11 protein-coding genes are annotated in these 13517 nt (G+C 72.4%); 7 read left to right on the top strand and 4 right to left on the bottom strand.

What is annotated here, in order from left to right:
* Nucleotides 1-83: 83 nt before the first annotated feature.
* Together ABT116_RS09440 and ABT116_RS09445 are read right to left on the bottom strand one after the other, a co-directional pair.
* Nucleotides 84-1406: an extracellular solute-binding protein gene (locus ABT116_RS09440; protein WP_351630117.1), complete on the bottom strand. Its 1323-nt coding sequence runs from the start codon at nucleotides 1404-1406 to the stop codon at nucleotides 84-86.
* A gap of 274 nt (nucleotides 1407-1680) precedes the next feature.
* Nucleotides 1681-2826: an ROK family protein gene (locus tag ABT116_RS09445; RefSeq protein WP_351630119.1), complete on the bottom strand. Its 1146-nt coding sequence runs from the start codon at nucleotides 2824-2826 to the stop codon at nucleotides 1681-1683.
* Between the two features lie 252 nt (nucleotides 2827-3078).
* On the opposite strand from ABT116_RS09445, the gene ABT116_RS09450 reads away from it, so the two are divergent.
* The 3 genes from ABT116_RS09450 (at nucleotide 3079) to ABT116_RS09460 (ending at nucleotide 7811) form a co-directional block, all read left to right on the top strand.
* On the top strand, nucleotides 3079-3987 hold the full coding sequence (locus ABT116_RS09450; RefSeq protein ID WP_351630122.1) for an N-acetylglucosamine kinase: 909 nt from the start codon (nucleotides 3079-3081) through the stop codon (nucleotides 3985-3987).
* A gap of 203 nt (nucleotides 3988-4190) precedes the next feature.
* Complete coding sequence (locus tag ABT116_RS09455) at nucleotides 4191-6110, top strand: phosphatase PAP2 family protein (RefSeq protein WP_351630125.1); 1920 nt, start codon at nucleotides 4191-4193, stop codon at nucleotides 6108-6110.
* A 135-nt stretch (nucleotides 6111-6245) separates the two neighbouring features.
* On the top strand, nucleotides 6246-7811 hold the full coding sequence (locus tag ABT116_RS09460; RefSeq protein WP_351630183.1) for an ArnT family glycosyltransferase: 1566 nt from the start codon (nucleotides 6246-6248) through the stop codon (nucleotides 7809-7811).
* Nucleotides 7812-7830: 19 nt separating this feature from the next.
* On the opposite strand, the gene ABT116_RS09465 is transcribed toward ABT116_RS09460, so the two are convergent.
* Nucleotides 7831-8232 carry a DUF3662 domain-containing protein gene (locus ABT116_RS09465; protein ID WP_351630127.1) on the bottom strand — a complete coding sequence of 134 codons (402 nt, stop codon included), beginning with the start codon at nucleotides 8230-8232 and terminating at the stop codon, nucleotides 7831-7833.
* A gap of 53 nt (nucleotides 8233-8285) precedes the next feature.
* Nucleotides 8286-8447, bottom strand: a complete 162-nt coding sequence (locus ABT116_RS09470) for a hypothetical protein (protein ID WP_344455851.1) — start codon at nucleotides 8445-8447, stop codon at nucleotides 8286-8288.
* 155 nt (nucleotides 8448-8602) lie between these two features.
* On the opposite strand from ABT116_RS09470, the gene ABT116_RS09475 reads away from it, so the two are divergent.
* The 4 genes from ABT116_RS09475 to ABT116_RS09490 all read left to right on the top strand — a co-directional run bounded on the left by ABT116_RS09475 (nucleotide 8603) and on the right by ABT116_RS09490 (nucleotide 13285).
* Nucleotides 8603-9520: a MurR/RpiR family transcriptional regulator gene (locus ABT116_RS09475; protein WP_351630130.1), complete on the top strand. Its 918-nt coding sequence runs from the start codon at nucleotides 8603-8605 to the stop codon at nucleotides 9518-9520.
* A gap of 259 nt (nucleotides 9521-9779) precedes the next feature.
* The gene (locus ABT116_RS09480; RefSeq protein ID WP_351630133.1) at nucleotides 9780-10160 is read left to right on the top strand and encodes a hypothetical protein; all 381 of its coding nucleotides are present in this window, start codon (nucleotides 9780-9782) and stop codon (nucleotides 10158-10160) included.
* Nucleotides 10161-10203: 43 nt separating this feature from the next.
* Complete coding sequence (locus tag ABT116_RS09485; protein ID WP_351630136.1) at nucleotides 10204-10770, top strand: antibiotic biosynthesis monooxygenase; 567 nt, start codon at nucleotides 10204-10206, stop codon at nucleotides 10768-10770.
* Between the two features lie 211 nt (nucleotides 10771-10981).
* The gene (locus ABT116_RS09490) at nucleotides 10982-13285 is read left to right on the top strand and encodes a SpoIIE family protein phosphatase (RefSeq protein WP_351630186.1); all 2304 of its coding nucleotides are present in this window, start codon (nucleotides 10982-10984) and stop codon (nucleotides 13283-13285) included.
* Nucleotides 13286-13517 lie beyond the last annotated feature (232 nt).

Here is a 13517-nt window from a genome sequence, read left to right on the forward strand (position 1 = left end):
GGGCTCACGCCATGAGCCCGGAATCGCGGGGCGCGTCCAGGGCCGGGCGGCGGCGTCTCACCCCCGCCGCCCGGCCCGGCGGCCTACGATCCGCCGCCGACCTGCTGGTTGTAGCCGGCCACGATGTTCTCCAGGGCCTTGTCGGGCGACTGCTGGCCGTTGATCGCCTTGCCGAGCTCCGTCTTGGTCGGGTCCTCGGTGAGGCTCTTGCCCTTCAGCACCCACTGCGTCTGCGCGCCGTTGAAGTAGCCGGAGATCGGGGCGTAGAGCGGGATCGACTCGTTGTACAGCTTGAACGCCGCCTGCGCCGCCTCGGACTTGAAGGGGTACTTCGGGTTCAGGCCGTTCTCGACCGGCAGGAAGCCGGAGGCCTCGCACAGCACGCGGTAGTTGTCCGGCTCGTAGACCCAGGACAGGAACTTCTTCGTGGCGGTGGCCGCGTCACCGTTGTTGTTGAAGCCGACCATCAGGCCGCCGCTGTTGACGTCGCTGGCCTGCACCGGCTGGGCGGGGGTCGGGACGCTGGCCCAGTCGAACTTCTTGATGCTCTCGGAGAAGGCGGCGACCTGCCACACACCGGACCAGTAGGCGACCACGTCGCCGCTCTGGAACATGGCGGACGGGTCGGCGCCGCTGGTCCACACCGACTTCGGCATGGTCTTGTTGTCGTTCCATCCGACGAAGGTGTTCACGGCCTTCTTGGTCGCCGCGTCCACCGAGAACTTGCCGGAGGAGTCCGCGTGGACGTACTTGCCGCCCATCTCGTACACCATGGCGCGCAGCCGGGACGGCGACTGGTCGAAGGTCAGGGAGTACTTGGCGCCGGTCTTCTCGCGGACCTTGTTCGCCGCCTTGATGAACTCGGTCCAGGTCCAGGTCTTCTGGGGCGAGGTCGGGAAGGAGACGCCGGCCTTCTTGAACAGCGACTTGTTGATGAACATACCGGACGCGGTGACGTCCGAGGGGATGGCCAGCACCTTCCCGGACGAGTCCTTGGCGAGGAAGTTGGTGTTGATCTTGTTGCTCTTCTTGTCGGCGATGGACTTGAGGTCGATCAGCTTGCTCGACCAGATCGGGTCCAGCGCCGGCACGGCCGCCACGTCGGGCAGGGAGTTCGCCTGGGCGGCGTTGTGCAGCTTCGTCGTGTAGCCGTCATAGGGGATGTTGACGAGCTTGACGGTGACGCCGGTGTCCTTCTTGTACTGCGACACCATCTTCTTCCAGCCCGCGTCCTGCCCCGGAACCGTGGAGATCCAGAACGTCAGCGACTTGGAGGTCCCGCCGGAGTCGGAACCCGACCCGCAGGCGGTGAGCAGAAGGGCACCTGCCGTGGCCACGGCAGCGAGGGGAACCACGCGGCGTATGCCGCCGAGTCGGCGGGAGCGCCGCACACCCACACTGATCATGTTCGATCCCTTTTCTTCGTAGCGGAAGAAGCACGGCGCCAGCCGAGGCGGCACGGGTGCATTTTGCAGGAGATTTCGCTTTCCGGGGGCACGGCCTCGCCCGGCCGCGTCGCCTTGACGGGTGGGGTCCCCGGCCACGACGGCCGGCGTCGCACAAGCACGCCCTCGTGCGGCTGCCGTACTTCGCGTACGGGCGGGAGGCTCACCCGGAGTCGGCGTCCCGGCCGACTCAGAAAGCGCTTGTCCGGACATTGGCATGACGAGTCGGAAGCCGTCAATCCTTCGCCCCGGCGACCTCGGTCACGGTTTGGACTCCTCGGGAGACCGCGAGCCTGGCGGCACCCACGACGGTGCCGAGATCGCCGACCGTGCTGCTGACGACTTCGGTGGGCCAGCTCAGCCGGGCGAGCTCGGCCCGGACACCGTGCAGGAGCTGGGGGTACGCGCCGGTGCTGCCCCCCAGTACGACCAGCCCCGGGTCCAGTACCGCGGTCACGGCGGCGGCCAGCCGGCCCACGTCCACGGCATGGCGGTCGACCACGGCCCGGGCGGCGGCACGGCCCTGTCCGGCGAGGGCGAAGAGCTCCTCGACGGTGCGGGGGCACGGCCCGTCGGTGTCCGGCCAGGCCTCGGCCGCGCGCCGCAGCAGCGAGCGCGAGCCGATGTACTCCTCCAGGGCCTCGTGGCGGGGCTCGCGGCCGTCGTCCCACGGGTAGGGAATCCGGGCCAGCTCACCGGCGGCGCCGTTCGCTCCGCGCAGCACCCGGCCGCCGACGACGATGCCGAGGCCGATACCGACGCCGATCCGCAGGTAGCCGAAGATGTCCCGGCCCCGGGCGGCACCTTCCTGCAGCTCGGCGAGGGCCGCGCAGTTGACGTTGTTCTCCAGGTGGACGGGGACGCCCGGCGGCAGCGCGACGGCCACGGCGTCGAAGACGGGGCCGGCCTTGGCGGTCGCCGGACGCATACCGGTGCCCTCCTTGCGCGGCGCGGTGACGTCACCGACGGCGACGACGATGGTCCGCAGCGGGGCGTCGGCGGGCAGCGCGTCGAGCGCCTCGCGCACGACGTCGGCGGCGCCCTCCCGGGTCCCGGTGGCCTCGGCGAGCATCGTGCCGTCCAGGGCGCAGCCGCGGACCCGGGTGAGGGCCGGGCCGAGGTCGACGGCGAGCACGGCCCCCGCGGCCGGCCCGAGACGGTAGACGGCGGCGTTGCGCCCCGTGCCGCTGGAGGCGGTGCCGGAGTGAGCGGCGAGCCGGACGCTCTCCAGTTCCGCGACGGCGGAGGACACCGTCGGTTTGGACAGGCCCGCGAGGCTCGCGAGCTGCGGCCGGGTCGCACGGCCGGCCCCGGCCAGCACGGCGAACACCGCGCCCGCGCTCTCGGTCAGGCGGGGGGCTCTTGCCAGGTCTTGTTCCAACAGTTACCCCACACAGGTCACGGGCCGCTCTCCCCGGGGCGGTCGGCTTCGCGACCGGCTCCGTGGATGCGGCGATGGGATTCCTCTTGACGCACCATACTTCGTTAGTTAACTTCCTAACGAACATCACGGTACTCGCCTGCCGTGACTCCGCCAGAGGCCCGTCCCGGGGCCTCCAGAGTTCTCGACTGCCCTTCTCTCAGGCACGGTTCGCCCGCCGTCGCAGCACTGCGCACCGACGAAAGAGGATCCGTGCAGGACTCCACCTCCGCCAGCCCTCTCGTGCTCGGCATCGACGTGGGCGGCACCAAGACGCACCTCCGCGCCCTCGCGGGGGACCAGCGCGTCGTCGATCACGTCCGTACGAGCGCCGGCTGGCGGCCGCACGACCCCGCGGCCGCGGCCGGCTGGCTGACCGGCCTGGTCCGCGAGACCCTGCCGGCCGACGCCCGGCCCTCGGCCCTTGCCGTGGGCGCGCACGCCTGCGAGACACCCCGCCAGTGCGCACGGATCCGCGCCGCTCTGGAGAGTGCCTTCGGCGTGCCCGCGCTGGTCGTGGGCGACGCGGAGCTCCTCGTTCACGCCGCCGGTCTGGACAAGGGCGTCGGCCTGGTCGCCGGCACCGGGTCCGTCGCCGTGGGGCGACTGCCCGACGGCACCACTGTCCAGGTGGGCGGCTGGGGCGCCGTGCTCGGCGACGAGGGCGGCGCCGCCGGTCTCGTCCGGGAGGCGGCCCGTGCCGCCTGGGCGGCGCACGACCGGGGCGAGGAGCCCGACGAGCTGGCGCTCGGCCTCGTGGCCTCGCTGGCCGTGCCGGAGGTACCGGCGCTGGGCGCGGCTCTGGAGAGCGCCACCGACGTCTCCGCCGAGTGGGGCCGGCACGCTCCCGTCGTCTTCACGGCCGCCGAGGCGGGCTCGACACTCGCCCGTGCCGTGATCGTTGAGGCCGGCCGCTCCCTCGCCGCGCTCGTCGCCCGTCTCGCCGCGCGCGGGGCGGTCGTCGACGACGTGGTGGTCGCGGGCGGCACCGTGCTCTCCCAGCCCGCGCTCTACGACGCCCTCACCGCGGCCCTCGCCGACACCGTGCCCGCGGCCCGTACCAGGCCGCTGCGCGAGCCGCCGGTCGAGGGTGCGGTGGCACTGGCACGATCGCTGCTGTGACGCGCCGGGTCACGGGTGTCCCCTCGTTCACCCGCGGGACATGTCCGGGCCGCAGCGCCCTCGCCGCTGGGACACAACCCGGCCGTAGTTCTTCGCTCGTAGGCACCACCTGACGCACGGGACTCTCAACTCCCCCTCGCATCAGGCAAGATCGCACGATCGCACCCGGCCGCAGGGCCGCAGAACTGAAGAGAGGCACACCCATGCCGTCATCCGCCGGGCACCACTCCCCCACCCTGAACCGGAGGGGTTTCCTCAGAACCTCTCTGGGCGGCTCGGCCGCGCTGGTCGCCGCGCCGGCCTTCGTCGGGTGGCTGGGTGCCGCGGACGCCAAGGCAGCCACCGCTCCCGCCGCGTTCGTCGACGACTACAAGACCAACGTGATGGCGAACCAGACCGCCGAGACCAACGCGGTCGTCCGGGCCCTGGGGGGCTTCGCCCAGGTGTGGAAGACCGGCGGCGCCTGGAACACCGGCACACCGCTCATGCCGGACATACTGCGCGCCAACGTGCGCTACTGCGAGCGGATCACCGCCGAGCGCACCGACGCGGAGGCGAAGAAGGCCTTCGTGATCGACCGCCAGCACCAGAGCTACTCGATGATCGACGGACTCGGCCCGCTCGCCGCCCTCTACAAGACCGGGGCCAAGGCGGTCACGTCGATCACCAGCGCCCCGGACGGCACACCCCCGGCCAAGATCGACGACGCCGTGCCGGCCGGCGCCCCGGCGGGCTCCGCGCTGGGCGCCGGCTCGTACGACTCCGAACTCGGCCAGGTGGCCCGGCTGGTGGACACCCTGCGCGGCAACTGGGCGTCCGGCAACCCGTCCAAGTTCGCCTATCTGTACCCGCGGCCGTGGCGGATGAACGAGGACAGCCAGGTCGTCGACACCGGCAGGAAGGACGAGTTCGGCTTCCCGGTGTACGAGTCGAAGGTCGTCGTCGCCCCGCAGCTGCTGCGCCAGCGCAGCGACAAGCCGGCCGAGGACGGCGGTTTCCCCAGCGGCCACACCAACGCCCTGCACCTGGCCTCGCTGGCCTACGCGTACGCGGTGCCCGAGCGTTTCCAGGAGCTGGTGACGCGTGCCCTGGAACTGGCCCACACCCGGATCGTCGCCGGCATGCACTCCCCCGTCGACGTGCTCGGCGGCCGGATCATGGCCACCGCGCTGGCCGCCGCCACCCTGTCGGACCCGGCCAACTCCGGGCTCAAGGCGGCGGCCCGCGCCCAGGCCCTGGCCTACTTCACGGAGAAGACCGGCACGACGGCCGACACCCTGTACGCGTACGCGCACTCCGCTGGCACGGGCACCGACCCCTACGCCGACCGGGACGCCAACGCCCGTGCGGTCCGGCCCCGGTTGACGTACATCCTGCCCCGCCGGGGCCGTAAGGACCCGCTCGCGGTGCCGAAGGGTGCGGAGGTGCTGCTGGAGACGCGGCTGCCGTACCTGACCGCCGCCCAGCGGCGCGAGGTGCTGCGGACGACCGCGCTGCCGTCGGGGTACGTCCTGCTGGACGGCTTCGAACAGTGGGGCCGGCTGAACCTGTTCGCCGCGGCGGACGGTTACGGCGCCTTCGAGCGGGACGTCGTCGTGACGCTGGACGCGGCGGCCGGGGGCTTCCACGCGGCCGACAGCTGGCGCAACGACATCGAGGGCGACGGCGGTCTGACCAAGCGCGGTTCGGGCACGCTCACCCTGACGGGCCACAACTGCTACCACGGTGGGACCGCCGTCGAGGCCGGCACCCTGGTGGCCGCCTCGCCGGGCGCCCTCGGCGAGGGCGACGTCCACGTCACGGGCGGCACGCTCCGCGCGGACAAGGTCGCGCGGGTGCGCGGCTCGTACGTCCAGGAGGGCGAGTCGACGCTGGAGCTGCCGCTGCGCAGGAACCACGGCCCGGCCCTGACGGTGAGCCGGCGGGTTCTGCTGGGCCGGGGCAGCGTGCTGTCGCTGCGGCTCGACGCCGAGCGGCCGCCGGTCGCGGGGACGACCGTTCCCGTGCTGTCGGCTTCGCAGCTGCGCGGCCGGTTCGACCGTGTCGAGCTGGACTCGGCGTCGCTGCGGGCCGTGCCGGTGTACACGGCTGACGGTCTGTCGGTGCGACTCGTGAGGCGGTAGCGCTTTCTTCGGCGGGGGCTGATGCAGAGTGAGTCCATGAGGGACCTCTGGATCGCTCCCGCCGTTCCGCGGCCCGTGTCGCTGTCGCCCCCGGCACCGGCCCCCACCCCACGCGCAGAGGGCGGACGGTGGCCGATGCCGCTCCTCGTGGCCGTGCTGCTCGCCCAGATGGCCTTCGCGATGGTCACGACCGCCGTGCAGCAGACCCCCACCATCGACGAACCGGTGTACGTGGGCGCGGCCGTGGAGTACGTGCACGAGCACCGGCTGCGGCACAACCCCGAGCACCCGCCGCTCGGCAAACTGGTCATCGGCGCGGGGGTCGCCCTCGCGGATCCGCACGTCGGTCCCCCCTTCGTCGGGGACCAGGGGCAGTTGGGCCGCGATCTGCTGTACGAGTCGGGCAACGATCCCTGGCGTTTGATGCTGTGGGCCCGCCTTCCGATGATCGCGCTGACCCTGTCGTTCGGCCTGGTGGTGTTCGTCTTCGCCCGTGAACTGGCCGGGCCCGTCGCGGGGTCGGCCGCTCTCGCGCTGTACTGCTTCTCCCCCGACGTCATCGCCCACGGCTCGCTCGCCACCCTCGATGTGCCGGCCGCCGGGTTCGCGCTGACCTCGGCGTGGCTGGTGTGGCGGGCGCGCCGGAGACCGCGGCTGTACGTGCCGCTCGCGGGACTGGCGCTCGGCGCGGCGCTGGCCACGAAGATGAGCACGTTGCCCGCCGTGCCGGTGCTGATGGCGCTGGCCGCGGTGTCCGTGCGGCGGGCGTCCGGCGGCGGCCGGCGCCGGGCCGTGGCGGCGGCGTCGGCTGTGGCCCTGGTCGCGGTCGCCGTCGTGTGGGTCACGTATCTGATGGTCGATCCGCGGCTGCGCTGGGTTCCGGAGCAGCATGTGCCGGTGGTGCACGGGTTGCGGGGGCTGCTGGTGGAGATGATGCCGTTCCCGGAGGCCTACCGGGACGGGATGCGCGTGCAGTTCGGGCTGGAGAACCGGCACTGGCAGGGGTTTCTGTTCGGGCGGCTGTACAACGGCTCGCTCTGGTACTACCTGCCGGCCGCGCTGCTGGTGAAGACGCCGCTGGGGACGCTCGCGCTGTGGGCCGGGGGTGCCGCGGCCGTCATCGGGGTCCGGCGGCTGCGGCCCGCCGCCCCCTATGTGCTGGCAGCTCCCCTGGTGCTGCTGGCGGCCGCCATGCAGGGGGCGCGGGATTTCGGGACCCGGTACGCCGTGTTCCTGCCGCTGTTCCTCGCGGTGGCGGCGGGGTGCCTGCTGGTGGTGCGGCGGCGGTGGGTGTCCGTGGGCGTGGCGGTGCTGGTCGCGTGCGCCGGGGTCAGTTCGGTGCGGGCGTACCCGTGCTATCTGCCGTACTCCAACGAGGCGTTCGGCGGGCCGGGCCGCACCCGGGAGTGGTTGCACGACTCGAACGTGGACTGGGGGCAGGACCTCGGGCGGCTCGCGGACCGGCTGCGGGAGCGGTATCCGGGTGAGCGGGTGTGGCTCGTGTACAAGGGCGGTGGGGTGCCGTCCGCCTACGGTATCGAGGCGTCGGATCCCCGGCGGGTGCCGGTCCGTGAAGTGCGGGGGCTGCTGGCCGTGTCGGACTCGGCGGCCGCGAAGGCCACGGGGCGGCTGGCCGAGTTGATCGGCGGCAGCCGCCCCGTCGACGACGTCGGGCACTCGATCACGCTGTACCGCCGCTGAGTGCCGTGGCACGCACGGGTCAGTGGGTCGCGTAGAAGAACCCGTCCGCGCTCACGTGCTGCATGACCCTGCTGGCCACCCGGTAGCGGCCGTTGGGCACCTCCGGGCACCTCGCCACGTGGACCGCCAGCGGGCCGGCGAACTCGTAGCCGCGGCGTTCCGCGTGGCGGGACAGGCTGTCGGTGAGGGCCTGCCCCACGTCGGTGCCGGTGCGGGTCAGATGGTCGTGCACGTCGTCGGGGAGTTCCACGTCGTACGCGTTGGGGACCATGACGCGGCCCGCACGGCACACGACGGCGTTGTCGTCGCACTCGCGCCGCAGGGCGTCGACGACCTCGACCGGTTCCTTGTCGAGGAGCCGCGCCCACAGCGCGTCCCAGCGGTTCTCCAGGGTCTGTTCCAGCGCACTCAGCGCGCCCATGCCGTCTCTCCTGCCCGAAGCGTCGTCGGTTGGTCGGGGTGTCGGGGGATGCCCTAGCGGTCGTCGAAGTCGTCGGGGCGGACCTCGGCCTCCTCCAGGGCCTCCCGCATCGTGCGGCCGGTGGCGCCCGGCGGGCGGGTGCGGTTCTCGTCGTGCTGTTCCAGCAGTTCGTCGGTGGTCTCCGTCTTGGGCCGGTTCTCCTCGGGGACGGTCATGACGGCGGCTCCTCTCTTCGGTCGCGTGCGGCGGCGGGTTCCCGCCCGGCGTACGGGTAACCCCCTGCCGGGCAGGTCATGCTGCCCGGAGAAGCCCTGGTCACCATGTGCGTGAGCTATGTTGAACGTCCGTGGGAGACGAAGGAGGCGCACCGGTGCCATCGCCGCAGCAGGCACGCGCACAGGCATCCGCGATCACCTCGGGGAAGGCCGCCCCCGAAGCGGAGGTCTCCCCGTCCGCCCAGCTCAGGGCGCTCTTCGACCGTCCCCGGCTGTCCCCGGGGCAGCGGCGCATCGCGCAGTACCTGATCGAGCACATCACCGAGGCGGCGTTCCTGTCGATCACGGATCTCGCGGACCGGGTCGGCGTCAGCCAGCCCTCGGTGACGCGGTTCGCCTCGGCGGTCGGCTTCAGCGGTTACCCGGCGCTTCGGGAGAAACTGCAGTCGATCGCGCTGGGCACCCTCGCGGTCGGCCCGGCCGAGGAGATGCGGGGCAACGAACTGCAGGCGGCGGTCGACGCCGAGATCGAGAACCTGGAGAACCTGCGGCGGGACCTGGCCGACCCGAACGTGGTCATCGACGTCGGCCGCAAGCTCTCGTCGTCGGCCCCCCTGACGGTCCTCGGGCTGCGCATCTCCGTCTCGCTCGCCGAGTACTTCGCCTACGCCGCCCGCCGGATCCATCCCGACGTACGCCTCGTGACGCGGGGCGGCAGCGTCGCCTACGACGCGCTGCTGCAGTCGCGTGAGGCCGGTGGGACCTGGGTGCTGGCGTTCTCCATGCCCCGGCACGCCCAGGAGACCCTGACGGCCGTGCGGGTCGCGCGGGGCGCCGGGCTCAAGGTCGCCCTGATCACCGATCTGGCGCTCGGGCCGCTCGCGGACGAGGCCGACGTCGTCTTCGCCATCGGGACGGGGTCGCGACTGGTCTTCGACTCCTACGCGGCCCCGGGCGTGATGTGTTCGGCGCTGCTGCAGGCCATGACCGACGCGGACCCGGAGCGGACGCAGGCGCGGCTGGAGGAGTACGAGCAGGTCGCCGACCAGCACCAGTTCTTCCTCAGGGACTGAGCGGCACCCGTTCGCTCCCACAAGGGGACCATCCACAACAAAGCGCGCATGAATGTTTTCATGCTCCTTGCAAACCGGATGGCATATATAAATACTGCTCACGGATCGCGACCCGGCCGGTTCCGGATCCGTTCCGCACCCGTGGAGCCGGGTCCTACCCACTCCGGGTCCCGGGTGTCCGTGGCGGCCCCGGTCATCCCCTAGGCCGGGGCCGCCCCGACCCGTCGTCCACCCTTACGACGCCGCACACCCGGAAGCGATGATCATGCAACTGACGACCACGCGCATCAGCCCCGACTGGCCCTGCCAGGTCAAGACGCCCGGGAGCTACGACTGGGAGCGCTCGGCGGCCAAGTGGCTGCGCGAACTGGTGCCCACGCGCTACGCCGGCTATCCCGTGTTCATCCGCCACCCCGTCCTCCTCGCCCGGCACGCCCACATCCAGGTCCAGAACGAGATCCGGATCGCCCGCACCGCCCTGCAGACCGCCCGCGCCGACCTGCCCGGACTGGGCCTGCACGAGGGGGTCATCGAGCACACGATCAAGCTGTACGCGGCCGAGGTCATGCAGCTCCAGCACATCGCGCGCAGCGTCCGGGCGGTCACCCAGGCCCTGGTCGAGGCGAACCGCCAGCCGTGAGCCGCCGGGCATGACCGGCGCCGCGCGTGGCACACGTGGGGGAATGAGCACCACGAAAGCCCGGCGCGGTGAGCCGGTGACCACGGTCCTGACCTGGCAGGTGCGCCCCGGCCGGGAGCAGCGGTTCGAGGAGTGGACGCACGGGATCACGCGCTGCGCGAGACAGTTCCCCGGCAACGAGGGCGTCTCCTGGCTGACCCCCGAGGACGGCCACCGCTACCACGCGGTGCTGCGCTGGTCCGACCAGCACCGGCTGGCCGCCTGGCTGGAGTCCGAGGAACGTGCGCGCTGGCACCGGCGGATCGAGGACGTCGCCACCGAGGTCAGCAGCGAACGCCAGTCGACGAGCGGGATGGAGACCTGGTTCAGCCTGCCGGGCACCACCGTGCAGGCACCGCCCCGCTGGAAGATGGTCCTCACCACCTTCCTCGCCGCCTACCCCTTCACCCTGCTCATCCAGTGGCTGGTGACACCTCACACCACCGGCTGGCCGCTGCCCCTGCGGGCCGCCGTCTTCCCGCTGGTGCTGCTGCCGCTTCTGACGTACCTGGTGATGCCGCGGCTCAGCCGGCTGCTGCGGCTGTGGCTCTATCCGCGCGACGGCAACTGATCGGTTCGCGTGAGGCCGATGTGAGTGAGGCCGATGTGACTGCAGGGGCTTGTGTGAAAGGCGATCAGTCCGTGCGCACAAGGCGGTCTGCGAATCGGGCCAGGTGTGCAATGCTCAACGCGTGACGAGCGAGCCCGTGACGCCGGCGCAGCCCGGTGCCGCACCGGACCTGGTCGAACTGGCCAAGATCGTCGCCCGGCAGCGCGCCGAGATGGACCGGCTGCGCGACCAGGCGGCCGTCTCCGCTGTCGTGGAGCGGGCCAAGGGCGCGGTGATGGCGCTGACCGGCTGTTCCGCGGACGCGGCGGGTGAGCAGCTGCTCCAGCGGGCCAAGTCCGGCCGTCACACCCTGCTGGAGGAGTGCTGGATCACCCTCGGCACGCTCGCGCCGGTGCCGCCCGGCCCGGGCAGGGCCGGCGAGTCCTGCGGCATCGGGGCTCCCGGCTGGGCAGGTGCCCTGGAGCAGTCGGACGCGCCGGACGACGTCACCGCCGCCCTGGCCCACCTCGGCCAGGCCCTCGTTCGGGTGATGACACCGCCCGAGCTCGCCCGGTGTCTGCTGGAACATCTCGGCCCCGACATGTCGGCGGACGCGGTCCTGATCTACGCCCGCAGGCCAGACGGCGGCCTGGGGCTGATCGGGCACGCGGGCATCGACGACAAACTGGCGGCCCAGTGGGGCCAGGTGCCGCCGTTGAGCGGAATGGCGGCGCTGGACGCGCTGCAGGCCGGCGAGCCGCGCTGGCTGGAGGACTTCGCCGCGGACGAGCGACGGTACCTGCTCATCGGTGACCCTCCTGACCGGTGGCGCTCGCGGGCCTGGCTGCCCGTGCTCGCCGCGGGCTCCGCCGAGGTCTGCATCGGTGTGCTGCGCGGCCGTGCGGGGGCGTTCACCCCACGCGATCGCACCCACCTGCGGGGCGTCGTGGGGCTGTGCGCCGGCCGGCTGCGGGCCTTCGACACTCCGCCCGAGCGCGACACCGACGCCGCGACGGACGCGGTGCAGGCGTTGTTCGAGGCGCTGCCGGTCGCGGCGATGCTGCTCACGCCGCTGCGGGCCACGACGGGCGAGACCGAGGACTTCCGGGTGGAGGCCGCGACCGCGCAGGTGGGCGACCTGCTGGGGCGGACCGGTGAGGAACCGGCCGGGCGGCGGCTGCTGGAGCTGCGCCCGGCCCTCGCGGTCGAGCCGCTGTGGCAGGGCTGTCTGCAGGTGCTGGCCACCGGGACGGCGTACGAGGGCGAGCCGTTCGCGCACGAGGAAGTCGTGGCGGGCGTCGCAGAGCTGTCCGTGTACAGGGCACGGGTGGCGCCGCTGGGCGACGCCCTCGTCGTCTCGTGGATCCGGCACGGCTCCTCCGACCGGCAGGAACAGCGGCTGGCGGACCTGCAGCGGCTGGGCAATCTCGGCTGGGCGAACTGGAACCTGGCCACCCAGGAGGCGTCCTGGTCGACCCAGGTGTTCTCCCTCCTCGGCCGGGACCCCGCACACGGTCCGGTGCCCCTGCCCGAGGTGCCGGAGCTCGCGCTGCCCGAGGACACCCCCGCGCTGACGCGCGCGGTCGGGGAACTCGTCCACGACGGGCGGCCGTTCGACGTGCCGTTCCGGATCCGGACGAGCGGCGGCATCCGGCATCTGCGGCTGGTGGCGGAAGCGGTGCCCGACCGGCACGGCACACCCGTGGAGGTGCACGGCTTCGTACAGGACATGACCGCCCGGCGGCGGGCGGAGCTGGCCCTGGTCGAGAGCGAGCGGGCGATCCTGACGCAGCACGATGTGCTCCAGGCCGAGCGGACCCTGGCCTCCCGGCTCCAGCACGCGCTGCTGCCGATGTCCAACCGGCCCGTGCACCTGTCCGGGTTGCGCGTCGAGGTCGCCTATCTGCCGGCCCAGTCGGGTGTGCACGTGGGCGGTGACTGGTTCAGTGCCATCGAACTGCCCGACGGGGACGCCCTGCTCGTGGTCGGCGACGTCGCAGGGCACGGGGTCGACGCCGTGGCCACGATGGCCCAGCTCCGGTTCACCGCCAAGGGCATGGTCATCACGGGCTCGTCCCTGACCGGTGCGCTCGCCCGGCTGAACACGCTGCTGCTGCACTCACGCGACTCCCACACGACCGCCACGATGGTGCTGGCCCGCTACGAGCCCCGCCGCCGACGCCTGGTCTGGGCCCAGGCGGGGCATCCCCCGCCGCTGCTGCTGCGTGACGGCGAGGCGCAGTACCTGCGCCGACCCGGCGGCATGCTGCTGGGGGCGGCCGCCACGCCGGTCTACCAGGAGGCGGAGTGCCGTCTCGATCCGGGCGACCGGCTCATCCTGTACACCGACGGCCTGGTCGAACACCCTCCGGACAGCATCGACCGGGGTCTGGAGCAGCTCGCCGAGGCGGTGGCGGCTCCGCACGGCGACGGGCCCGGGTCGCTGGGGCCGTTGCTCGCGCGGATGCTGCCCGACGTGCGGCGGGACGACGTGTGCGTGGTGGATGTCAGGGTCCCCGGGGTCCAGGACCGGTAGGGCACGCCCGCCTCAGGAGTCCCCGCGGTGGCGCCAGTACCACCACAGGCCCACGAGCAGGGCCAGCAGGAACAGGGCGGGCAGCACCAGGCCGGGGATGCGGGAGCCGTTCATGGGCGTGGCCTTCGGTTCGCGGCGGTTCGGGCGCCTCGTGCGTCGCCCAGGGCCAGGGTGCGGCCGCGTGGCCTCGCCGTTCCGCTGCTTTTCCCAGCCGTTGCCCGGCGTTCGATTA

Source organism: Streptomyces sp. NPDC002130 (assembly GCF_040296465.1).
In the GTDB taxonomy this organism is placed as follows: domain Bacteria; phylum Actinomycetota; class Actinomycetes; order Streptomycetales; family Streptomycetaceae; genus Streptomyces.